Origin of the sequence: Sphingosinicella microcystinivorans (assembly GCF_027941835.1) — a bacterium.
Taxonomy (GTDB): Bacteria; Pseudomonadota; Alphaproteobacteria; order Sphingomonadales; family Sphingomonadaceae; genus Sphingosinicella.
Map to the genome: position 1 here is coordinate 1,739,119 of NZ_CP116005.1, position 22,963 is coordinate 1,762,081.

The window sequence follows — 22,963 nt, forward strand, 5'->3', positions numbered from 1 at the left end:
GGAAGGATCGGTTATGGACGACTATCGGCTGCTGATCGGCGGCGAGCTGGTGCCCGGGGACATGACGATGGATGTCGTCAACCCGGCGACGGAAGAGGTGCTCGCCGTTTGTCCGCGCGGGTCGGAAGCCCAGCTCGACGCCGCCGTCGCGGCGGCGAAGGCTGCCTTCCCCGCATGGTCGCGGCGTTCCATGCAGGAACGCCGCGATCTGCTCCTGAAGCTCGCCGACGCGATCGAGGCGAAGACCGACGCCTTCGCCCGGCTGCTGACGCAGGAGCAGGGCAAGCCGCTCAGCGAATCGACGGCGGAGATCGCCTACACGGCGGCGTTCATGCGCTACCTCGCGTCGCTGGAGCTTGAAGGCCGGCTGATCGAGGACAACGACACCCGCCGCGTCGAGATGCGGCGGAAGCCGCTCGGCGTCGTGGGCGCCATCATCCCGTGGAACTTCCCGGTGCTGATCGTCGCCTTCAAGATGCCGATGGCGCTGCTCGCGGGGAACACCATCGTCATCAAGCCCGCGCCGACGACGCCGCTCACCACCTTGAGGCTCGGCGAGCTTTGCGCGGAGATCTTCCCGGCGGGCGTCATCAACATCGTCGCCGACCAGAACGACCTCGGCGGCAAGCTGACGACGCACCCCGACATCGCCAAGATCTCGTTCACCGGCTCCACGGAGACCGGCAAGAAGGTGATGGCGAGCGCGGCCTCCAGCATCAAGCGCATCACGCTCGAACTCGGCGGCAACGACGCGGCGATCGTGCTGCCGGACGCCGATCCCAAGACGGTCGCGCCCGGCATCTTCGGCGCGGCGATGATGAACGCCGGGCAGGTGTGCCTCGCCGTGAAGCGGGTCTACGCGCATTCGTCGATCTACGAGGACCTGTGCGCCGAGCTTGCGAAGCTGGCGGATGCCGCCATCGTCGACGACGGGCTCGCGCAGGGCGCGCAGATCGGGCCGCTGCAAAACAAGATGCAGTACGAGAAGGTGAAGGGCTTCCTCGACGACGCGCGCGCCAGCGGCAACATCATCGCGGGCGGCGAGGCCGTGGACCGGCCGGGCTACTTCATCCGCCCGACCATCGTGCGCGACGTGACGGACGGCACGCGCATCGTCGACGAGGAGCAGTTCGGCCCCGTGCTGCCGGTGATCCGCTACGACGACGCGGAAGAGGCGCTCGAACGCGCCAACGCCTCGCCGTGGGGCCTCGGCGGCTCCGTGTGGGGCAAGGACCGCGACACTGCTTACGACATCGCGACGCGCATGGATTCGGGCACGGTGTGGATCAACAAGCACCTCGACTTCGGGCCGAACATCCCGTTCGGCGGCGCCAAGCAGTCCGGCATCGGCGTCGAGTTCGCCGAGGAAGGCCTGCACGAGTTCACGCAGGTGCAGATCATCAACGAAGCGCGATGACGGAAGCATCTTTCGAGTGGAATCCGCCCGCGCGGACCAATTTCGCGCGGGACCGGATGCAGGCGCTTGCCCGCGAACGCGGGGCCGATCGTGCCCTGTTGTGGGTCGATGCGGGCGGCCGCGTCGAGGACATCAGCTTCGCAGCGCTCGATGCGCGCGCGGCGCGCGCGGCGGCCGTGCTGAAGGACGCGGGCGTGCAGCGCGGCGATACCGTGCTGATCCTGCTGGCGCGCGAGCTGGAGTGGTGGGAGCTGATGCTCGGCTGTTTGAGGCTCGGCGCCATCGCCTCGCCGGGCACCGTGCAGCTGATGCCGAAGGACATCGCCTATCGCCGCGCGGCGGCAAACGCGGTGTGCGTGGTCGCGGGGACGGATGTCGCGGACCGCGTGGACACGGCGCTCGGCGATGACGGGATCGCGAAGCTGCACATCGGCGGCCCGCGCGCGGGCTGGGGCGACTATTCGGCGCTCGCCGCGGCGGCCGCGCCGCTGGAGGAGATCGCCGACACGGCGTTCGACGATCCGGCGCTCTGCTATTTCACCAGCGGCACCACCGGCAATCCCAAGATGACGATCCACGGCGCGGGCTATCCGCTGGCGCACGCGATCACCGGGCGCACGTGGCTGGACCTCGGCCCCGGCGACCTGATGTGGAACGTGTCGGACACCGGCTGGGCGAAGGCGGCGTGGTCCAGCCTGTTCGCGCCGTGGATGATGGGGGCGGGCATCTTCGCCTATCACGCGCCGGGCTTCGACGCGGAGGCCGTGCTCGGCCTGCTCGGCAAATATCCGGTGACGACGCTCTGCGCGCCGCCGACCGCCTACCGCATGTTCGTGCGCTCCGACCTCGGCACGCGCCGCTTCGGGACGTTGAGGCGCTGCGTCAGCGCGGGCGAGCCGCTCAACCCCGAGGTGATCGACCTGTGGCGCGCGGCGACCGGGCTTTCGATCCACGACGGCTACGGCCAGACCGAGACGGTGATGCTGTGCTGCAATCGCGAGGGCGCGGAGCGGCAGGGGGCGATGGGGAAGCCCGCACCCGGCATCGACCTTGCCGTGATCGGCGAGGACGGCGAACGCCTGCCGCCGGGCGAGGAAGGCGACGTCGCGCTGCGCGTCGCGGAGGGGCGCCCGCCGGGCCTGTTCCTCGGCTACCGCGACGACGACGAGCGCACGGCGAGCGTGTTCAGGGGCGGCTGGTATCTGACCGGCGACCGCGCCTACGTGGACGTGGACGGGTTCTTCTGGTTCGTCGGGCGCGCCGACGACGTGATCCTGTCGGCGGGATACCGCATCGGTCCGTTCGAGGTGGAAAGCGCGCTGTTCGAGCATCCGGCGGTCGCCGAGAGCGCCGTCGTGGCGAGCCCCGACCCGACGCGCGGCGAGGTTGTGAAGGCGTTCGTGGTGCTCGCCGCCGGGCACGCGCCTTCGGATGCGCTCGTCGAGGCCTTGCAAACCCATGTGAAATCCACGACGGCACCCTATAAGTATCCGCGCAAGATCGAATTTGTCGCATCGCTGCCGAAGACGGTGAGTGGCAAGATTCGTCGCAAGGAATTGAGGGAGCAGGAATGGTCCGGGGAGAATCGCAAGGCTTGAGCCATGTTGTCGGTGCTGTTGAGCCGTCGTTGATCGAGCGTCCGATCGGTGTGCTTTTGGCGGAGGCTGCGGCGCGCGATCCGGACGGCGAGGCGCTGGTGGTGCGGCACCAGGGCGTGCGGCTGACGTGGGCGGAGCTGAAGCGGCGCGCGGACGCGGTGGCGTGCGGGCTGCTGGCGGCGGGCGTGCGGCCCGGCGACCGGGTCGGCATCTGGGCGCCCAACTGCGCCGAGTGGACGATCCTCCAGTTCGCCACCGCGACCGCGGGCATGATCCTCGTGACGATCAACCCGGCCTACCGCACCAGAGAGGTCGAGTACGCGCTGAGGAAGGTCGGCTGCCGCGCGCTGGTGACGGCGGTGCGCCACAAGACGAGCGACTATGTCGCCATGCTGCGCGAACTGATGCCGGAGCTTGCGGAGGCCACGCCCGGCACGCTCCGGGCGCGGGCGCTGCCCGACCTCAGGCTCGTCGCTACCATCGGCGAGGAGACGCACGCGGGCTGCCTGCGCTTCGGCGCGCTTGAAGCCGAGGTTGATGCCGCGGCACTGGATGCGATCCCCATCGACGCGAACGACGCCGTCAACATCCAGTTCACCAGCGGCACCACGGGCTTCCCCAAGGGGCGACGCTCACCCACCGGAACATCCTCAACAACGGCTACTTCGTCGGCGCGGGCATCGGGCTCACGAAGGCCGACCGCGTGTGCATCCCGGTGCCGCTCTACCACTGCTTCGGCATGGTGATGGGCAACCTCGCCTGCCTCGCGCACGGCGCGACGATGGTCTACCCGGCCGAGAGCTTCGACCCGATGGCGGTGCTGGAGACGGTGGCGGCGGAGCGCTGCACGGCGCTCTACGGCGTGCCCACCATGTTCATCGCCGTGCTCGGGCGGCCGGAGTTCGAGAGCTTCGACGTGTCGTCCTTGCGGACCGGCATCATGGCGGGCTCGCCGTGCCCGATCGCGACGATGCGCGAGGTGATCGCGCGGCTCGGGATGAGCCAGGTGACGATCGCCTACGGCATGACCGAGACGAGCCCGGTGAGCTTCCAGAGCGCGATGGACGACCCCATCGAGGAGCGGGTCTCGACGGTGGGCCGCGTGCAGCCGCACCTCGAGGTGAAGATCGTCGGGCCGGACGGGGAGACGCTGCCGCGGGGCGAGGCGGGCGAGCTGTGCACGCGCGGCTACTCGGTGATGCAGGGCTACTGGGACGACGCGGAGCGCACGGCCGAAGCCATCGACGAAGACGGCTGGATGCACACCGGCGACGTCGCGACGATCGACGCGAACGGCTATTGCCGGATCACGGGCCGGATCAAGGACATGGTGATCCGCGGCGGCGAGAACATCTACCCGCGCGAGATCGAGGAGTTCCTGCTCACCCATCCGCTGATCGCCGACGCGCAGGTGATCGGGGTTCCCGACGACCGCTACGGCGAGGAGCTGTGCGCGTGGATCATGACGCGCGGCGGCGCGGCGCTCAGCGAGGAGGACGTGCGCGACCACTGCCGCGGACGCATCGCCCACTACAAGGTCCCGCGCTACGTCCGCGTCGTCGAAACCTTCCCAATGACCGTCACGGGCAAGGTCCAGAAATTCGTCATGCGCAAGACAATGATCGCTGAACTCGAGGGCTGATCCCTCACTCGTAGCGGAGCGCGTGGATGGGATTGGTGCGCGCCACGCGGTAGCTGTGCGCCGCGATCGTGCCGACGGCGATGACCATCGCGAGCGCGCCCGCGCCGATGAACGGCGCCGGTCCCAGCGCGATGCGCGCGTCGAAGCCGTTCAGCCAGTCGCGCATCACCCACCACGCGACCGGCCACGCGATCAGATTGGCGATCAGCACCGGGCGGCTGAACTGCCAGACGAGGAGCTGCACGATGCGCCCCGTGCTGGCGCCGAGCACTTTGCGGATGCCGATCTCCTTGGTGCGGCGCTCGGCGGTGAAGGCGGCGAGGCCGAACAGGCCGAGACAGCCGACGACGACGGCGAGCAGCGCGAAGGCGGCGAAGGTCGTCGCGCGGGCGGCTTCCGCCTGATAGAGATCGCGGACGATGTCGTCGGCATATTGTCCGTTGAAGGGAACGTCGGGCGCAAGGCGCGTCCACACACCCTCGATGCTCCGCATCACCGCCGCGGGGTCGGCGCCCGTCTTGTAGCGGACGACCATCACCTCGTGGCTGTCGCGTTCGTAGAAGAAGGTGATCGGCTCGAGCGGGTCGCGGATCGAGCGGAAGCGCGAGCTCTCCACGACGCCGATGATCGTCGCGGGCACGACACCGCCGTATTCGGGATTGACGATGGAGACGCGGACCTGCTTGCCGATCGCCTCGGCCGGCGTGCGGAAGCCCATGCGCTCCGCGGCGAGCTGATTGACGACGACATTGGCGCCGCGCGCGACGAAGGCGCGCTCCGCGGCCGGGTCTTCAGGGAAGGGCGCGACGAATCGTCGAGCGGGCGGCTGATGTCGAACAGGCGGCCGGCGAGCAGCCTGATGCCCATCGTGTCGAAGAAGGTGGTGTCGACCGAATAGACGTCGCTCGTCACCGGTTCGTCCTGGCCGGGCAGATACACGCCGGTCGACCGGTTGTTGGTCGTGTTGATGCCGATCTGCGTGCGCCCCACGGCGGCGACGTCCAGGATCTGTTCGATCTCGCGCACCAGCGTGTCGCGCACGCCGCCGAGCTGCCGGCGGCTGAGCCCGTCGATCTGGATGAGCCCGTCGCGCCGGTATCCCGGATCGGAATTCCGCGCGTAGAGCGTCTGCGTGTAGACGACCGCCGTGCAGATGATGAGGCCGATCGAGACGGCGAACTGCACGACGACGAGCGCCGAGCGCAGCCGCCCCGAGCCTTCCGCGTCGGCCGAGGACTTGTTCGCCTTCAGCACCCGCGCCGGCTGGAAGCGCGACAGGTAGAAAGCCGGGTAGAGACCGCCCGCGACGCCGACCGCCAGAACGAGGCCGAGGACCGGGAGCAGCAGGCCTCCGTCGCCGAAATAGCGGAGCGTGAGATCGGCCTTGAGGAAGGCGCTGACGGCCGGGAGCAGGAGCTCCACGAAGGCGAGCGCGAGCAGCATGGCGACGGCGGCGATGAGGATCGATTCCCCGACGAACTGCACCACGAGCTGGCGGCGGTTCGCCCCGAGCACCTTGCGCAGCGCCACCTCGCGCGCCCGCTGGCTCGCCCGCGCCGTCGCGAGGTTGACGAAGTTCACGCAGGCCATGCCGAGGATCAGCAGCGCGACCACCGCGAACGTGGTGATCGACCGGTAGTCGTTGCCCGGCGTCATCGCGCCCACTTGCGCGCGGCCGAGGTGCACGTCGCGGACGTTCACGAGCGCGAAATCTATCGAATCCCCGGCGTTGGAACGGCGGCCGTTGATGATCTGGTCCGGGATGTTGCGCTTCTCCCACGCGGGAAACTGCGCGTTGATCGCGTCGACGTCGGCGCCGGGGCGCAGGCGCACGTAGATCCAGCCCGATTGCCAGCCGTATTCCTTCAGGAACTGCGGCTGCTCGGCCCAGTATCTCTGGATGTCGTAGCGGCCGATCATCGAAATCTTGAGATGCGAATTCCTCGGCAGGTCCCTGAGCACGCCCGTGACGCGATAATCGGCGGAAATGCCGCGCGTGACGATGGTCAGCACCTCGCCCACGGGATTGTCGGTCCCGAAGCGCCGCACGGCCTCGCTTTCGGTGATGACGAGATCACCGGGCTTCGCCAGCGCGGTCTTCGGGTCGCCGCGAAGCAGCGGAAGATCGAGCGTGTCGAAGACGGGGCCGTCCGCGAACTTGAAATCCGGGACGTCGGTTGCGACCCCGTCCTTCAGCGCGACCGGACGGGTCGACAGCAGGTGCACGCTCGCCTCGATCTGCGGGAAGTCTTTCCGCAGGGGCTCCTGCGCGACATAGGGACCCATTTGCAGGTCGTAGGGCTCACCCGTCTGGGGGTCCTTGACATAGAGCTGGAACTGGTACGTGCGCTCCGCTTCCGGCAGCCATTCGTCGTAGGTCAGCTCGTTGCGGACGAAGAGCAGGATGACGAGGCACGCCGCCATGCCGATGGCGAGGCCGAGGATGTTGATGAACGCGTAGACCCGGTTCGCCAGCAGCGCGCGGACACCGACCGTCAGGTAGTTCTTCCACATCGTCGGTTCCTCCTCAGGCGGCGCGGCGGCGCTCGACCAGCACGCGGCCGTCGAGCATATTGACGACGCGGCCCGCATAATCGGCGTGCGCGGGGGAATGCGTGACCATCACGATGGTCGCGCCGTCCGCGTTCAGCGCCTGCAGCATCCGCATCACCTCCTCGCCGTGGCTGGTGTCGAGGTTGCCGGTGGGCTCGTCGGCAAGGATCAGGCGCGGCTCGGCGACGAGCGCGCGCGCGACGGCGACGCGCTGCTGCTGGCCGCCCGAAAGCTGGCTCGGCCGGTGCTTCGCACGGTGCGCGATGCCGACCTTGTCCATCACCGCCGCGACCCTGGCGCGGCGCACGGACGCGGGAATGTCATGGTAGAGGAGCGCAAGCTCGATGTTCTCCTCGACCGAAAGCTCGTCGATGAGGTTGAAGCTCTGGAAGATGAAGCCGAGGTTCGCCTTGCGGACGTCCGCGAGCTTCGCCTCGGAAAGGCCCGCCACCTCGATGTCGCCGAAGCGGTACGACCCGCTCGTCGGGCTGTCGAGCATCCCGATGACGTTGAGCAGCGTGGACTTGCCGCAGCCCGACGGCCCCATGATCGCGACGAACTCGCCTTCGAAGATGTCGAGATCGACCAGATCGAGCGCCGTCGTCTCCACCATGTCGGTGCGGTAGACGCGGCTGAGGCCTTTCAGGCTGAGCATCGGCTGGGTCATGGTTGGCCTTTCATGTCTCGAGGTCGAGCCGGTCCTTGTCGGCGAAACCGGTGTAGGGGGAGGTGATCACCTTCTCGCCGGGATCGAGCCCGTCGAGCACCTCGACAAAGTCGCTGTTGCGGCGGCCGAGGCGGACCGGGCGTTTCACCGCCTTGTCGCCGTCCGGCGTCACCACGAACACCCAGCTTCCGCCGGTGTCGTTGTAGAAGGCGCCGTTCGGGATCAGCCGCGCGCGCGACGGGTCGCCGAGCGTCAGGCGCGGCTGCAATGTCTGCCCGCGCTGCAATTGCGGCGGCTCGTCGCCCCTGAATTGCAGGTCGATCTCGAACGTGCCGTTGACCACCGTGGGATAGATCTTGGCGACGGTGAGCGTATAGGTCTTGCCGCGCCATTCGACGGCGGCGGCCTGACCGGGCCGGATGCGCGGCAGGTGGAATTCGTCGACCGGCGCGGCGAGCTTGTTTCGGCCCGCGCTGTCGATCTGCCCGAGCCGCTCGCCGCGCGCCATCGACTGGCCGACCTGGATCGAGAACGCGGAGAGCGTGCCCGACACGGGCGCGCGGAGGTTGAGCGCGTCGAGGCTGGAGCGGGCGAGCGCGAGGCTCGATTCGAGCGAGGCGGCGGCTTCCCGGAGCTGCGCCAGCTGTTTCGTCTGGAGCTGCTCGTCGGTGCGGCGTGTGCGCGCGACGACGCCGTGCCGGTCCTTCTGGAAGTCCAGCTCGTCGGACGTGTCCTTGAACGTCTTGCCGGCGACGAAGCCCTTGGCGGCAAGCGGCGCCTCGCGGTCGTACTGGCGCTGCGCCTTCCTGAGCGCCAGCTCGGATTCGAGCAGGGCGCGGTCGTTCTGGAAGCGCGTCTGCGAGAGTTGAAGTTCCAGCGCGCGCATCGAATTGAGCTGCTGCGTCACCTCGGTCTGGCGCGCCAGCACCGAAAGCTGAAGCTCGGCGTTCGAGAGCACGGCGAGGAGCTGGCCCTTCTCGACCGTGGCGCCGTCCTCGACCAGCACCTTCTCGACGCGGCCGCCCTCGATGGCGTCGAGATAGACGCTGACGAGCGGCGTCACCCGCGCGCGGACGGGAAGCGTGTCCTCGAACCGGCCGTCGGTGACAGTGGAAATCGTGATGCGTTCGGCGGGAACGGTCTGGCTCTGCCCGTCCGGCGCCACCGCGTAGAGGCCGCCGATGACGGCGAGCGCGACGGCGCCGCCGAGGGCATATTTGACCGGCTTCGGGAGCGTCCGCCTTTCGATGACCCGGTCCATGCCGCTGCCGCTGACGGCGCCGGCGGCCTCGGTCTCGTTCTTGATGCGGACGACGCTCATCGGGCTTCCTCTCCGCCGGTGCCGAGCAAGCTGCGTGCCAGACCGGTTTGCGGACGATTGCGGGCTTTTCCGGCCGGCTGCGCCTCGGCGACCGTCCGATTCCGGACACTTGCTGTCCGAAACCGGACGGTCGCGGCGCGGACGACCATCAGTAGCGGACCGGGCCGAAGCAGGACGGAACGGGCGCGCCGCACGACGGCGTGCGGTCTCCGGCATGGACGACCTCGGGAACGGCGCTGATAATCGTGACGAGCGTTGCGGCGACGATCGCGCCGAGCGCGCTCGGGAGGCGGAAGCGGCTGAACGGGGACATTGCGGTTCTCCTTGTCTGCGGCGGCCGGGGGACCGCCGCGGCAATGGCTTCGCAGGAACCGTGCCGGTTTCTGGAAATGGCGGATTTCCGCGATTTCCGCTGTACTGCCCCGATCTGGCACAGATATTGATTGTCCGGTTCCGGACACCGGTTGTACGGGAGCGGACATGGCGGAGAGCAAACCCTTCGACCTCTGCGTCGTCATCGACGACGACACGGACATATTGCTCGCGGCGCGGCTGCTGCTGCGGCAGCTCTTCGACGAGGTGCTGACCGCGGCCGACCCCGCCGAGGCGTTCGCCGCCACGGCGGGCCGCGCGCCCGACGTGATCCTGCTCGACGCCAATTTCGCGCGCGGCGCGACGAACGCCGCCGAGGGCTTCGAATGGCTGGGGCGCTTCCTGGAGCGCGACCCCGAGGCCGTGGTGGTGATGATCACCGCGCACGCGGGCGTGCAGGTCGCGATCGAGGCGATGAAGCGCGGCGCGACCGATTTCGTGACGAAGCCGTGGTCGAACGAGCGGCTGCTGGCGACGGTCCGCACCGCCGCCGCGCTCCGGCAGTCGCGCAAGGCGGTGAACACGGAAAAGCACCGCGCCAGCGCCATCGCGGCGCCGCCCGGCGGCGAGACGCCGCTGCTCGGCCGCTCGCGCGCGATGCGCCACGTGTTCCACCTGATCGACCGCGCCGGGCCCACGGAGGCCAACGTGCTGATCCTCGGCGAGAACGGCACCGGCAAGGAGCTCGTGGCGCGCGAGCTGCACCGCCGATCGGCGCGGCGCGACCGGGTGATGCTGTCGGTCGATCTCGGCGCGATCTCCGAAACGCTCATCGATTCGGAACTCTTCGGGCACGTGAAGGGCGCCTTCACCGACGCGCGCAGCGACCGCATCGGGCGGCTGCAGGCGGCGGACGGCGGCACGGTGTTCCTCGACGAGGTCGGCAACCTGCCGCTCCATCTGCAGCCGAAGCTGCTCACGGCGCTCGAACAGCGCCGGGTGACGCCCGTCGGCGCCAACAAGCCGGTGCCGGTCGACATCCGCGTGATCGCTGCGACGAACCTCTCCGCCGCGCAGCTCGCCGACGAAGGCCGGTTCCGGCAGGACCTGCTGTTTCGGCTGAACACGGTGGAGATCGTGCTGCCGCCGCTGCGCGAACGCCGCGACGACATCCCCATCCTGATCGAGCACTATCTCGCGCTCTACGCGCGCAAGTACGGCAAGCCCGTGCAGCCGGTGCCGCAGGAGGTGATGGACGCCGTCGTCGCCTACGACTGGCCGGGCAACGTGCGGGCGCTGCGCCATGCCGTGGAGCGCGCCGTGATCCTCGCCGGGGACGCGCCGCTCGGCATCGACGACTTCTCGCTGCGCCGCGATGCGCCGCGCCCCGTGCATGTGCCGACCGCCGCCGATCCGGCTGCCGACGACATGAACCTGGAGCGCGTCGAGCGGCGGCTGGTCGAGGCGGCGCTGCGCAAGCACCGCTACAACATCTCGCTCGCCGCGTCCGAACTCGGCCTCACCCGCGCCTCGCTCTATCGCCGGATGGAAAAGCATGGGCTTTGACCAGCGCTTCACGCTCGGGCTCGCGCTGCGGCTCGCGCTGGCGCTGCTTGCGCTCGCCGGCCTTGCGTGGTCGCTGCTGACGCCGGGGCTCGGCGCCGTCCGGATCGTGGCGCTTCTGCTTGCCGCCGCTGCGGGGTGGGCGCTGTGGCAGCACGTGCAGCGCACCAACAGGGAGATCGCGCGGTTCATCGACGCGGTTCGCTTCGGCGACATGCAGGCGCGCTTCTCGCAGCCCGGCGCGGACAGCGGCTTCGATGCGCTCGGCGCGGCGCTCGACGGCGGTATGCGCACGCTCCAGACTGAGCGGGCGAAGCTGTCGGAGGCCGGGCGCTTCTACGAGGCGCTCGTCGACGATGCGCCGGTGGCGATGCTGACCGTCGACGCTGACGGCGCCGTCACGCTCGTCAACAAGGCGGCGCGGCGGCTGTTCAACCGTCACACGGGGGTGCGCGCGGCGGACTTCGAGCCCTACGGCCACGCGCTCGTCGGCGCGATCGAATCGCTGGAGCCGGGCCGCGCGCTGACGATCATCCTCAGCCTCGACGTCGGGCCGCAGCGCGCCATCGTGCGCGCAGGCACGCTCGCCCGCACAGGCGCGGCGACGCGCGTGATCGCGGTGCAGGTGATCCAGCAGTCGCTGAACGCCATCGAGATGGCGGCGCAGAGCGACCTCATCCGCGTGCTGACGCACGAGATCATGAACTCGCTGACGCCGGTGACATCGCTGGCGCGCACCGCCGCCGAACTGATCGCGGAGGCGGACACGGGCGCCGACCCGGTGATCGTGGATGCGCGGCAGGCGGTGGAAACGCTCTCCCGCCGCGCCGACGGGGTCATGCACTTCGTCGAGACCTACCGCGAGATCACGCGGCCGCCGCAGATCGCGCGCAGGCCCGTGCCGGCGGCGCCGTTCGCCGCCGAACTCGCGCAGCTGTTCGAGGCCGACGGCAAGTGGGACGGCGTTGCGCTCGGCGTCGAGGTCGTGCCGGAAACGCACGTCATCGACGCCGATCCGGACCTGCTCGCGCAGGTCGTCATCAACCTGCTGCGCAATGCCGCGGAGGCCGCGGCGGCGCATACGGAGACGCCGCGCGTCGCGCTCCGTATCGCCGCGATGCGCGCGGGCCGGACGATGATCTCCGTCGCCGACAACGGCGCGGGCGTGCCTGTGGCGGTGCGGCAGGACATCTTCCTGCCGTTCTTCACGACGCGGAAGACCGGCACGGGCGTCGGCCTCAGCTTCGCGCGGCAGGTGATGCTGGCGCACGACGGCTCGATCGAGGTGGCCGACGCCGAGGGCGGCGGCGCACTGTTCCGGGTTATCGTCTAACCGAAGAGCTTGCGCGCCTTCGCCATGCGTTCGAGCGCGGCGTCGACGGTGGCGTCGGTCTTGGCGAAGCAGAAGCGCACCACCGAGGTGACGGGCGCCTCCGCGTAGAACGCCGAAACCGGGATGGCGACGACATCGCCTTCGCGCGCGAGGCGGTCGCAGAAGCCGACGTCGTCGAGCGAAACGCCCGAGGCGGCGAGATCGACCGACAGGAAATAGGTGCCCGCGCTCGGCAGCGTCTTCCAGCCCGCGGCTTCGAGGCCCGAGGCCAGCCGGTCGCGCGAGCGGGCGAAATCGGCGCGCATCGCGGTGAAGTACGCATCGTCCTTGCCGAGGCCGTAGGCGATGGCGGCCTGAAGGTTCGGCGGCGTCGTGAAGGTGAGGAACTGGTGCGCGCGGGCGAGCGCGTGGCTGAGCTTGGGCGCGGCGCACATCCAGCCGACCTTCCAGCCGGTGAGCGAGAAGATCTTGCCGCCCGAGCCGATCTTCACCGTCCGCTCGCGCATACCCGGCTGCGCCATGATCGGCGAATGGGCGCGGCCGTCGAACACGACATGCTCCCATACCTCGTCGCTGATCACGACCGCGTCGTGCGCGACGACGAAGCGGGCGAGCAGCGCCAGCTCTTCATCGGAGAACATCGTCGCCGTGGGATTGAGCGGATTGTTGAGCAGGACGACGCGCGTGCGGGGCGTGAACGCCTCGGCGAGCGCCGCCTCGGTCAGCCGCCATTCGGGCGGTTCGAGGCGGATCAGCTTCGGCACGCCGCCCGCTTGGCGAACCATCGGCAGGTAGGCGTCGTACATCGGCTGTATGAGCAGCACCTCGTCGCCGGGGCTGACGAGCGCCATGATCGAGGCCGCGAGCGCTTCCGTCGCGCCCGAGGTGACGGTGATCTCGGTCTGCCAGTCGAGATCGATGCCCTGATGGCGGCGGTAATGATCGGCGACCGCCTGCCGAAGCGCAGGCAGGCCGGGCATCGGCGGATACTGGTTGTAGCCGTCCGTCAGCGCGCGTGCGCCCGCTTCCAGCACGTCGCGCGGCCAGCCCGCGTCGGGGAAGCCTTGCCCGAGGTTGATCGCGCCCGTCTCGCGGGCAAGCGCGGACATCTTCTCGAAGATCGTCGTCGGCAGGTCGGCGTAGAGCGGATTCATGAGGATGGTTCATAGGTGAGCGGAAACCGCTTCGCCAGCGCCGCCGCGATGGTTAAGGAAACATCATGGTTGCAAGCACTTTCGAAAGGGCGGCCGACGCCATCGTCGCCGTGGGGCGCGCATTCGACGCGCGCGGCTGGGCGCCCGCGACGAGCGGCAACTATTCGGCGCGGCTCGACGACGGCAGCTTCGCCGTGACGGTTTCCGGGCGGCACAAGGGGCGCCTGACGCGCGACGACGTGATGCGCGTGGATGCGGGAGGGGCGCCGCTCGACGGCAAGCGCCCGAGCGCGGAGACGGCGCTGCACCTGTCGCTCTACCGGCGCTTCCCGGAGGTCGGCGCGGTGCTGCACAGCCATTCGCCGCAGGCGGTGGCGCTGTCGCGGCTGCTCGGCACGGACTGGGCGATCCGGGGGCACGAACTCGTGAAGGCGTTTCCGGGCATCGTCACCCACGCGGCGGAGATCGTGCTCCCGGTCGTGGACAACAGCCAGGACATGGGCGAGATCGAAGCGGCGATCGCGCCGCATATCGCCCGCGAAGCGCCGCCGCCCGCCTACCTTATCCGCGGCCACGGGCTCTACGGCTGGGGCCGCGACATCGCGGAGGCCGAGCGCGTGATCGAGGCGGCGGAATGGCTCGCCGCGTGCGAGGTCGCCGAACGCAGCATGAGGAGGGAAGCATGAGCCACCTTGCGGTCTATGCGGAGGACGCGCCGGAGCGTCCGCTTCTGGAAACCGCCGATGCGGAGGAGATCGCAGCGGCACTCGGCGGGATCGGCGTGCGCTTCGAGCGCTGGCCGACGCGGGGCGCACCGGGCGGCGACACGCTCGCGGCCTATGCTGAGGAGATCGAACGGCTGAAGGCGATCGGCGGCTATCAGGCGGTGGACGTGGTGAGCATGACGCCCGACCATCCCGACCGCGCCGCGTTCCGGCAGAAGTTCCTCGCCGAGCATCGCCACATGGAGGACGAGGTGCGCTTCTTCGTGGACGGCGAAGGCCTGTTTACGCTCCACGAGGGTGGGCGCGTGTTCAACATGCTGTGCACGAAGGGCGACCTCATCGCCGTGCCCGCCGGGATGCGGCACTGGTTCGACATGGGGCCGGCCCCGCGCTTCACGGCGATCCGCCTGTTCATCAATCCCGAAGGCTGGGTGGCGCATTTCACCGGCGACGACATCGCCGCCCGCTTCCCGCGCCACGAGCCGGCGCTCGCCTGAGTGATCCGCGCCGTCCTCACCGACATCGAAGGCACGACGAGCAGCATCGCCTTCGTCACCGACACGCTGTTCCCCTACGCGCGGGCGCGGCTGGCGGACTGGATCGCGGCGCACCCTGAGGAGGCCGCGCCGATCCTGAAGGACGTGCCCGGCGACGCGCTGGAGACGCTGACGCGCTGGATCGACGAGGACCGCAAGGAAACGGCGCTCAAGACGCTTCAAGGGCTGATCTGGGCGGAAGGCTATGCGGACGGCACGCTGAAGGGCCATGTCTATGCCGACGCCGCCGAGGCGCTGCGGCGCTGGCACGCGGCAGGACTGCGCCTCTACGTCTATTCCTCGGGATCGGTGGCGGCGCAGAAGCTGATCTTCGGGCACAGCGACGCGGGCGACCTGACGCCGCTGTTCTCGGGCTACTTCGACACCACGACGGGGCCGAAGAAGGAGGCCGACTCGTACCGGCGCATCGCGCAGGAGATCGGCCTGCCGCCCGAGGACATCCTGTTCCTGTCGGACAGCGTGCCGGAAATCGAGGCCGCGCGCGCGGCGGGCCTCAGGACCTGTCTCGTCGACCGGGAAACCGGGAACGGCGATGCAACCTCGTTCGCGGAGATCCGCCTGTGAGGCTTGAAGGCGAGCATCGCCGCTCGATCGCACGCACCGCGGACGGCAAGGGCGCGCGCATCCTCGATCAGCGCCGCCTGCCGTGGGAGGTCGTCTGGGTGGACCTGCGCTCCGCCGCCGATGCCGCGCGCGCCATCCGCGAGATGTGGACGCGCGGCGCCCCGCTGATCGGCGCGACCGCCGCATACGGCCTCGCGATGGCGCTGGCCGAGGACGGATCGGACGCCGCGCTGGATGCCGCCTATGCCCTGCTCGCCGGGGCGCGGCCGACGGCGGTGAACCTGCGCTGGGCGCTCGACGAGGTGGCGAAGGCGGTGCGCCCGCTGCCGCCAGCCGTGCGCGGCGAGGCGGCCTTCGCGCGCGCCGACGCGATCTGCGACGAGGACGTCGCGCTCAACCGCGCGATCGGCGCGCACGGCCTCGAACTGCTGCGCGATCTCCACGCGCGAAATCCCTCCCGTCCACTCAACGTCCTCACCCACTGCAACCCCGGCTGGCTGGCGACCGTGGACTACGGCACCGCGACCGCGCCGATCTACATGGCGCAGGACGAGGGGCTCCCCGTCCACGTCTGGGTGGACGAGACGCGCCCGCGCAACCAGGGCGCGCTGCTCACCGCGTTCGAGCTTGCCGGGCACGGCGTGCCGCACACGGTGATCGCGGACAACACGGGCGGGCTTCTGATGCAGCGCGGCGAGGTCGATCTCGTCGTCGTCGGCACCGACCGCGTGACCGCGAACGGCGACGTCTGCAACAAGATCGGCACGTACCTGAAGGCGCTCGCTGCGCACGACAACAATGTGCCTTTCTACGTGGCGCTGCCCTACACGACTTTCGATCCCGCCACGCCCACCGGCGCCGACGTACCCATAGAGGAGCGCCATCCCGACGAGCTTGCGCTGCTCACCGGCCCCGGCGCGGATGGGCACGCGACCGTGCGCGTGACGGCCTCGCCCGCGTACAATCCGGCCTTCGACGTGACGCCCGCCCGCCTCGTCACGGGCTTCATCACGGAACGCGGCCTGCTGGCGCCTTCGGCGCTCGGCGCCTGAGACGATCGGGAACGCCTTTCGCGGGCGCGCGTTCTCACAGCGCATATCCCGAACGGAGGATCATAGGCCATGTACGGAACCGCAATGGGTGACGGTACGCGAAGCAAGACCGGATGGATCGGGCTGGCCGCCGGGCTCGGCGCAGCCGCGGCGGCGTTCGCCGGATGGCAGTTTTTCCGCGCCCGCAAGACGGCGCCCGGCGCTCCGGCCTTCGCGCCCGGCGAGGCCGATCCCGAGAATTTCGACCAGACGCGCTCGGCCGGGCACGAGTCGATGCGCGACAAGCCGAAACGCGAGTGGGACAAGGTCGATCAGGCGGTCGACGAGTCCTTTCCCGCCAGCGATCCGCCCGCCTACTAGAGCGGGCGATGGCGGAAACCCTGTCTCCGGCTCTGCCGGAGCCGCTGGAGCGCGCCGTCCATGCCGTGCTCCGGCGATTGCATGAGGCGGGCCTGAAGGTCGGCACCGCGGAAAGCTGCACGGGCGGACTGCTGGCGTCGCTGTTCACGGACGTGCCGGGCTACGGCCATGTCTTCGAGTCGGGCCTCGTCGTCTACACCGACGCGGCGAAGCAGCGGCTGCTCGGCGTCGATCCCCGGCTGATCGCGGAGCACGGCGCGGTGTCGCGTGTCGTCGCGGTCGCCATGGCGGAAAACCTGTTCGCCCGCGCCGACATCAATCTCGCGTTGGCGATCACGGGCTTCGCCGGACGAGCGGGTGCGGACGACGAGCCCGGCCTCGTCTACCTCGCACGCGCCGGGCGGGGACAGCCGACCGTGTGCCGGGAAGAGCATTTCGGCGACATCGGCCGCGGTGCGACCCGCCTGAAGTGCATCGAGGCCGCCGTCGCCCTGCTTGAGGACGCCTCCCGCCTTCCGCCTGATTTCCCTCCGTCTCGGCCCTTTACGTGCCGGAAGGCGCGTGCTCTATCGCGGTGGGGAGAGCAGAGGCGGGAGGGCGCATGACTCCGACTTTCAACCGGCGCGAGTTGCTCGCGGTCGGGGGTGCGGGTGCCGCGCTGCTCGCCGGCGGCCCGTCGTTTGCCGCTGACAAGGGCGTGCCGCGCGGCGCGATCGTCGTGAACGCGCTCGGCGGGCTTTCCAACCCGAATGTCGAGCGGCCGGAGAAGACGGAACGCTCCGGCTGGACCTCCACCGACGCCGTGATCGACCGGCGCGTGATCGACGATGCCCGCGCGTCGGGCCTCACCGCCGTGAACATCACCATCGGCCACGTGTTCGGACCGAACGCGCCGTTCGAGCAGACCGTGCGCGAGATCGCGCACTGGGACGCGGTCGTGCGCCGCCATCCCGCCGACCTCCTGAAGGTGCTGACCGCGGAGGACATCCTGCGCGCGAACCGCGAGAACCGCATCGGGATCATCTACGGCTTCCAGAACACGACGATGCTGGGCGAGGACGCGAGCCGCGCCGACGTGTTCGCGAACCTCGGCGTGCGCATCGTCCAGCTCACCTACAACCCCGCGAACGCGGTCGGCGACGGCTCGATGGCGCCGGAGAACCGCGGCCTGACACCGTTCGGGCGCGAGGTGGTGGAGCGGCTGAACGCGAACCGCGTGATGGTCGACCTGTCGCACAGCGGCGAGAAGACCTGTCTCGAAGCCGCGCGGGTCTCGAAGCAGCCGATCTCGATCAACCACACCGGCTGCCGCGCGCTCACCGACCTGCCGCGCAACAAGACCGACGCCGAGCTCAGGCTGGTCGCGGAACGGGGCGGGTTCGTCGGCATCTATTTCATGCCGTTCCTCAATCCGACGAGCAAGGCGACCGCCGACGACGTGGTGGCGCATATCGAGCACGCGGTGAACGTCTGCGGCGAGGACCACGTCGGCATCGGCACCGACGGTGGCATCACCACGATCGACGATCTGGGGGCCTACAGGGCAAAGATCGCGAAGGAGATCGCGGACCGGCGCGCGGCGGGGATCGGCGCGAAGGGCGAGAACCCGGATACGCTGCCCTTCGTGATCGACCTGCGCGGACCGTCGCAGTTCCACGACCTCGCCGATCGCCTGCGGCGGCGCGGCTATTCGGACGCACGGATCGAAAAGATCCTCGGCCTCAACTTCGTCGCCTATGCAAAGGCCGTCTGGGGCGCATAGAGAGACGGGAGGGGGGGAGTTCCATGTCCGACGCGATGATCGCCTTCGTCAACACGACCTTCGTGCCCGTGGGCCTGATGCTCATCATGTTCAGCATGGGGCTGACGCTCAGGCTCGGCGATTTCGGGCTGGTGTTCAAGGACGGCCGCGCCGCGCTCGCCGGGCTCGCGGCGCAGCTCCTGGCGCTGCCGCTGCTCGGCCTTGCGATCGGCATCGTGTTCCGCCTGCCGCCCGCGCTCGCGCTCGGCGTCTTCATCCTCGGCATCTGCCCGGCCGGCACGACCTCGAACGCGCTGACGTTCATCGCGCGCGGCAACGTCGCGCTCGCCGTGGTGCTGACGGCGATGTCCAGCCTCGTGACGGTGTTCTCGATTCCCGTGCTGCTCGACTGGGGGCTGCGTCATTTCGGGCTCGAGGGCACCGTGCCGGCGCTGTCGGTCGGCGACACGATGCTCCAGCTTGCGCGGATCACCGTGCTGCCGGTGGCGGTGGGGATGCTCGTCTGCCGCTTCGCGCCGAACGCCGCCGAAAGGATGAGCGGCTGGTTGCGGCCCGTCGCGATGATCGTGCTGTTCGGCGTCATCGCCTTCGCCGTGGGCGTCAGCGCCGAGATGGTGCTCGCGAACCTGCTGAGCGCGGGCCCCGCGATCTGGACGATGAACGTCGTTGCAATGGCGGCGGGGCTCGGCATCGGGCGCGCCTGCGGCGTGAACCGCCGCGATGCGATGACGCTCGCCATCGAGGTCGGCGTGCAGAACGTCACGCTCGCCACGTTCCTGACGCTGACCGTGCTGGGCAGCCTGCCGCTCGCCGTGACCCAGAACATCTACGGAGTCGCCATGATCGTGAACGCCCTGCTCCTCGTCCGCTGGTTCCGCGCCCGCATCGCCCGGGAGGCCGCATGAGCGCGCCGCTGCTGATCGTCGGGGCGGCGGACGTCGAACGCCTGCTCGGCTATGAGGACTGCATCCGCCTGGTGCGCGAGGCGATGGTGGCGCTCGCGCGCGGCGAGACGCGGCAGCCGCTCAGGAACATCGTCGATCTCGACGGCGGCAACGCCTTCGGCGTGATGCCGGGCGCGATGCTCGGCGGCACGTTCGGCGCCAAGATCGTCAGCGTCTATCCGGGCAATTTCGCGCTCGGCAAGCACTCGCATCAGGGCATCGTCGTGCTGTTCGAGCCCGAAAGCGGCGCGCCCGTCGCCATCGTCGACGGCAGCATCGTGACGGCGATCCGCACCGCCGCCGCGTCCGCCGCGGCCACCGATGCGCTCGCGCGGCCGGGTCCGTCGCGGCTCGCCATCCTCGGCTACGGCGAGCAGGCATGGCGGCACGCCGCGGCGGTGCGGCACGTGCGTCCGATCACGGGCGTCAGCGTGTGGGGGCGCTCGGCGGAGCAGGCGAAGCGTTTCGCGCTGCGCGTGCGCGAGGAGCTTGGCCTCGACGCCGAAACCGCGGCCGACGTGGCGGGCGCCGTCAGGGACGCCGACATCGTCTGCACGACGACCGCAGCGGTGGAGCCGATCCTCGCCCTCGCCGACGTGAGGCCGGGCACGCACATCAACGTCGTGGGGTCGAGCCGTGCCGGTCCTGCCGAGATCGCGAACGACCTCGTCGCGGCGTCGCGCTTCATCGCCGACTACCGTCCGGGCGTGCTCGCGCAGGGGGCCGAGTTCCTGAACGCGAAGGCGGCGGGCGTGGTGGACGACGCGCATGTGGCGGGTGAAATTGGCGAAGTATTCGACGGGACGCTCGAGGGGCGCACCGGCGATGATGAAATTACCATCTACAAGTCGCTCGGCCACATCGTACAGGACCTCGCGGCGGGCTGGCACGTCTTCGAGCAGGCGCGCGCCAAGGGGCTCGGGACGACGGCCGCCTTCTAGCTGGCGCGCTTGGTGCGGAGCGTCGGCGCGGCGGCGGCGGGGTCGTCCGGCCATGGATGCTTCGGATAGCGGCCGCGCATCTCCTTCGCGATCGCCGCCCAGCTTCCCGACCAGAAGCCGGGCAGGTCCGTCGTGGTCTGGATCGGGCGCCCCGCCGGTGAGGTGAGGCGCAGCACGAGCGGCACGTTTCCGGCCACCACCGGATGCGCGCGGACACCGAACAGCGCCTGCACGCGAAGCTCCACCGCCGGGCCGCCCTCCGCCGCGTAGTCGATGGCGTGACGGCTGCCGAGCGGCGACACGAACGCTTCGGGGGCGAGGCGGTCGACGGCGGTCCTGCCCGCCCAGCCGAGGCGGGCGTCCAGCATCTGCGTGAGCGCGGACGCGCTGACGGCGCCGAGCGAGCGCTTGCCTTCGAGGAGCGGCGGCAGCCAGTCGTCGAGATCGGCCGTGAGGGCCTCATCGCCGATGTCCGGGATCGCGGGATCGACGCGACGCGCGAAGGCGGCGCGGCGTTGCAGCGCGCGGGCATGGTCGGAGAACGGCAGCGCCGCGAGGCCGCACTTGCGCGCGCCTTCGAGAAGCGCGGCGCTCACGGCGGTGGGATCGGGGCTGTCGTCCTGCCCGGCCGACAGCGCCAGATTGCCGAGACGGCGTTCGCGGGTGGCGACGATGCCGCCGGTGCCTTCGTCGAAACGCACGCGGCGGGCAGTCTCGATGCTGCCGGCGAACAGCGATTCGATAAGGTCGGGCGTGATCGCCGACGCGGCGAGAATACGCGCGCCGGAGGCCGCACCCTGCACCTCGGCGACCGCCAGATACGCCTGCGCGGCGAGCGGCGAGGCGGGATCGAGCCGGAAGCCGCGTCCGCCGGAGGAGGCCCAGTCGGTGCCGTCCGCGCCGCGCCGCTTCGCGATGCGGTCCGGGAAGGCGAGCGCGATGCACGCGGCGACGGGGCCGTCCCCGTCTCCGCTCCCGTCGCCGCCCGCCAAGCGCTGCCAGCGCCCGGCGAGGCCGCGCGCGGCGTCGGCGCGCGGGCCGCGCTCGCGCCGCCAGCGGACGAGGCGCTGTTCGAGATCGGTGTCGCTGCCGCCGAGGCCGCGCTCCGAGAGCAGCACGGCGACCTCGGCGGCGGTCCGGCCCCAGCCGCGTGCCGCCGCGGCGAGCAGCATGTGCGCGAGACGCGGCGGCAGCGGCAGCTCGGCGATGCGGCGGCCGTGCGGCGTCGGGCGGTTCTCCGCGTCGAGCGCGCCGAGCAGCCGCAGCCGCGCGCGCGCCTCCGCGACGGCGGCGGCGGGCGGGGGATCGAGCCAGCGCAGGCTCGCCGGATCGGCGGCGCCCCAGATCGCCGAGTCGAGAACGAGCGAGGACAGGTCGGCTTCGAGGATCTCGGGCGGGTCGAACGGCGGCATCCCCGCCGTCGCAGCCTCCTCCCACAGCCGGTAGCAGACGCCCGCCGCCTGCCGCGCGGCGCGGCCCGCGCGCTGCGTGACGGCGGCCTGGCTGGCGCGCTCGGTGACGAGCCGCGTCATGCCGCCGCCGCGGTCGTAGCGGGCGCGGCGGGCGAGGCCCGAATCGACGACGATGCGGACGCCGTCGATGGTGAGGCTGGTCTCGGCGATGCTGGTGGCGAGCACCACCTTGCGCGTGCCGGGCGGGCCTTTCCGGATCGCGGCGCGCTGCGCGGCGGGGTCGAGGCTGCCGTGCAGGCGGTGCAGCGTGATGCCGGGAAGCCCCTCCAGCCGCTCGGCGGTGCGCTCGATCTCGGCGACGCCGGGCAGGAAGGCGAGGAGGTCGCCTTCGGCCTCGCCGAGCGCGCGGCGGATCGCGGCGGCCATCGCGTCCTCGATGCGCTGCCCGGCCGTGCGGCCGAGGTAGCGGACGGCGAGCGGATGGCTGCGGCCTTCGCTCTCGATGACGGGTGCGCCGCCCAGCAGCGTCGAGACGCGCGCGCCGTCGATCGTCGCCGACATGGGCAGGATGCGGAGGTCGGGGCGCAATGCGCCCTGCGCGTCGAGCGCCAGCGCGAGGCCGAAATCGCTGTCGAGGCTGCGTTCGTGGATCTCGTCGAACAGTACGGCGGAGACGCCCGTGAGTTCGGGATCGGACTGGATGCGATTGCGGAAGATGCCCTCGGTGAGCACGAGGACGCGCGTGCGGGGTCCATGTTTGCTGTCGAGCCGCGTCGCGTAGCCGATCGTCTTGCCGACCGGCTCGCTCGCCAGCTCCGCCATGCGCTCGGCGGCGGCGCGCGCGGCGAGGCGGCGGGGCGAGAGCAGCAGCACCTGCCCCGTGCACCACGGCTCGGTGATGAGTACGGGCGCGACCGCCGTGGTCTTGCCCGCGCCGGGCGGCGCGACGAGCACGGCGGAGGAGCGCGCGCGCAGCGCCACGAGCAGCGCGGGCAGAACGGCATGGATGGGCAGGGCGTCGCTCACGCCTGCCGTCCTAGAATCGTTCCGTTTCCGGTGGAACCTCCAAAGCCCCTCCTCTTCAAG

General features: G+C 70.3%; 19 protein-coding genes and 2 pseudogenes. 14 read left to right on the forward strand and 7 right to left on the reverse strand.

Annotated elements, in window-relative coordinates; genetic code table 11:
• Positions 1–13 precede the first annotated feature (13 nt).
• The 3 genes and pseudogenes from PE061_RS08535 (at position 14) to PE061_RS08545 (ending at position 4,657) form a co-directional block, all read left to right on the forward strand.
• Entirely contained in the window at positions 14–1,417 is a 1,404-nt protein-coding gene (locus PE061_RS08535; protein WP_271258666.1) for an aldehyde dehydrogenase family protein, read from the forward strand.
• Positions 1,414–3,015 carry an AMP-binding protein gene (locus PE061_RS08540; RefSeq protein ID WP_271258667.1) on the forward strand — a complete coding sequence of 534 codons (1,602 nt, stop codon included), beginning with the start codon at positions 1,414–1,416 and terminating at the stop codon, positions 3,013–3,015. The genes PE061_RS08535 and PE061_RS08540 overlap by 4 nt, the downstream gene beginning before the upstream one ends.
• Positions 2,988–4,657: pseudogene (locus PE061_RS08545) on the forward strand (AMP-binding protein). Before PE061_RS08540 ends, PE061_RS08545 begins: the two are co-directional and overlap by 28 nt.
• Before the next feature lie 4 nt (positions 4,658–4,661).
• Here PE061_RS08545 and PE061_RS08550 read toward each other — a convergent pair.
• From PE061_RS08550 to PE061_RS08570, 5 genes and pseudogenes are all read right to left on the reverse strand, one after another.
• The gene (locus tag PE061_RS08550; RefSeq protein WP_420794383.1) at positions 4,662–5,375 is read right to left on the reverse strand and encodes an ABC transporter permease; all 714 of its coding nucleotides are present in this window, start codon (positions 5,373–5,375) and stop codon (positions 4,662–4,664) included.
• Between the two features lie 602 nt (positions 5,376–5,977).
• Positions 5,978–7,249, reverse strand: a pseudogene (locus tag PE061_RS21760) (ABC transporter permease); the annotation flags it as partial.
• Positions 7,185–7,865: an ABC transporter ATP-binding protein gene (locus PE061_RS08560; RefSeq protein ID WP_420794395.1), complete on the reverse strand. Its 681-nt coding sequence runs from the start codon at positions 7,863–7,865 to the stop codon at positions 7,185–7,187. The gene PE061_RS08560 and the pseudogene PE061_RS21760, both read right to left, overlap by 65 nt.
• 22 nt (positions 7,866–7,887) lie before the next feature.
• Entirely contained in the window at positions 7,888–9,198 is a 1,311-nt protein-coding gene (locus PE061_RS08565; RefSeq protein WP_271258671.1) for an efflux RND transporter periplasmic adaptor subunit, read from the reverse strand.
• Positions 9,199–9,346: 148 nt separating this feature from the next.
• Positions 9,347–9,511, reverse strand: a complete 165-nt coding sequence (locus PE061_RS08570; protein WP_271258672.1) for a hypothetical protein — start codon at positions 9,509–9,511, stop codon at positions 9,347–9,349.
• Positions 9,512–9,678: 167 nt separating this feature from the next.
• Between PE061_RS08570 and PE061_RS08575 the strand changes: the two genes are divergently transcribed.
• Both PE061_RS08575 and PE061_RS08580 read left to right on the forward strand, forming a co-directional pair.
• Positions 9,679–11,076 carry a sigma-54-dependent transcriptional regulator gene (locus PE061_RS08575; protein ID WP_271258673.1) on the forward strand — a complete coding sequence of 466 codons (1,398 nt, stop codon included), beginning with the start codon at positions 9,679–9,681 and terminating at the stop codon, positions 11,074–11,076.
• Positions 11,066–12,406: a sensor histidine kinase gene (locus PE061_RS08580; RefSeq protein WP_271258674.1), complete on the forward strand. Its 1,341-nt coding sequence runs from the start codon at positions 11,066–11,068 to the stop codon at positions 12,404–12,406. Before PE061_RS08575 ends, PE061_RS08580 begins: the two co-directional genes overlap by 11 nt.
• Here the strand turns inward: PE061_RS08580 and PE061_RS08585 are convergent.
• The gene (locus tag PE061_RS08585; protein ID WP_271258675.1) at positions 12,403–13,560 is read right to left on the reverse strand and encodes an aminotransferase; all 1,158 of its coding nucleotides are present in this window, start codon (positions 13,558–13,560) and stop codon (positions 12,403–12,405) included. The two genes, PE061_RS08580 and PE061_RS08585, sit on opposite strands and share 4 nt — an antisense overlap.
• 65 nt (positions 13,561–13,625) lie before the next feature.
• Between PE061_RS08585 and PE061_RS08590 the strand changes: the two genes are divergently transcribed.
• The 9 genes from PE061_RS08590 to PE061_RS08630 all read left to right on the forward strand — a co-directional run bounded on the left by PE061_RS08590 (position 13,626) and on the right by PE061_RS08630 (position 20,465).
• Complete coding sequence (locus PE061_RS08590; protein ID WP_271258676.1) at positions 13,626–14,246, forward strand: methylthioribulose 1-phosphate dehydratase; 621 nt, start codon at positions 13,626–13,628, stop codon at positions 14,244–14,246.
• Entirely contained in the window at positions 14,243–14,782 is a 540-nt protein-coding gene (locus PE061_RS08595) for a 1,2-dihydroxy-3-keto-5-methylthiopentene dioxygenase (RefSeq protein WP_271258677.1), read from the forward strand. The genes PE061_RS08590 and PE061_RS08595 overlap by 4 nt, the downstream gene beginning before the upstream one ends.
• Before the next feature lie 3 nt (positions 14,783–14,785).
• Positions 14,786–15,406, forward strand: coding sequence for an acireductone synthase (gene mtnC / locus PE061_RS08600; protein WP_271259160.1), 621 nt, complete (start codon positions 14,786–14,788; stop codon positions 15,404–15,406).
• Positions 15,403–16,458, forward strand: a complete 1,056-nt coding sequence (gene mtnA / locus PE061_RS08605; RefSeq protein WP_271258678.1) for an S-methyl-5-thioribose-1-phosphate isomerase — start codon at positions 15,403–15,405, stop codon at positions 16,456–16,458. The genes mtnC and mtnA overlap by 4 nt, the downstream gene beginning before the upstream one ends.
• Positions 16,459–16,527: 69 nt before the next feature.
• Complete coding sequence (locus tag PE061_RS08610) at positions 16,528–16,818, forward strand: hypothetical protein (protein ID WP_271258679.1); 291 nt, start codon at positions 16,528–16,530, stop codon at positions 16,816–16,818.
• A gap of 8 nt (positions 16,819–16,826) precedes the next feature.
• Entirely contained in the window at positions 16,827–17,423 is a 597-nt protein-coding gene (locus PE061_RS08615; protein WP_271258680.1) for a CinA family protein, read from the forward strand.
• A complete protein-coding gene (locus tag PE061_RS08620) occupies positions 17,420–18,580 on the forward strand; it encodes a dipeptidase (protein ID WP_271258681.1) in 1,161 nt (386 codons plus the stop codon). The genes PE061_RS08615 and PE061_RS08620 overlap by 4 nt, the downstream gene beginning before the upstream one ends.
• 23 nt (positions 18,581–18,603) lie before the next feature.
• Complete coding sequence (locus PE061_RS08625) at positions 18,604–19,485, forward strand: bile acid:sodium symporter family protein (RefSeq protein WP_271258682.1); 882 nt, start codon at positions 18,604–18,606, stop codon at positions 19,483–19,485.
• The gene (locus PE061_RS08630) at positions 19,482–20,465 is read left to right on the forward strand and encodes an ornithine cyclodeaminase family protein (RefSeq protein ID WP_271258683.1); all 984 of its coding nucleotides are present in this window, start codon (positions 19,482–19,484) and stop codon (positions 20,463–20,465) included. Before PE061_RS08625 ends, PE061_RS08630 begins: the two co-directional genes overlap by 4 nt.
• Here the strand turns inward: PE061_RS08630 and hrpB are convergent.
• A complete protein-coding gene (gene hrpB / locus PE061_RS08635; protein ID WP_271258684.1) occupies positions 20,462–22,903 on the reverse strand; it encodes an ATP-dependent helicase HrpB in 2,442 nt (813 codons plus the stop codon). The two genes, PE061_RS08630 and hrpB, sit on opposite strands and share 4 nt — an antisense overlap.
• Positions 22,904–22,963: the final 60 nt, after the last annotated feature.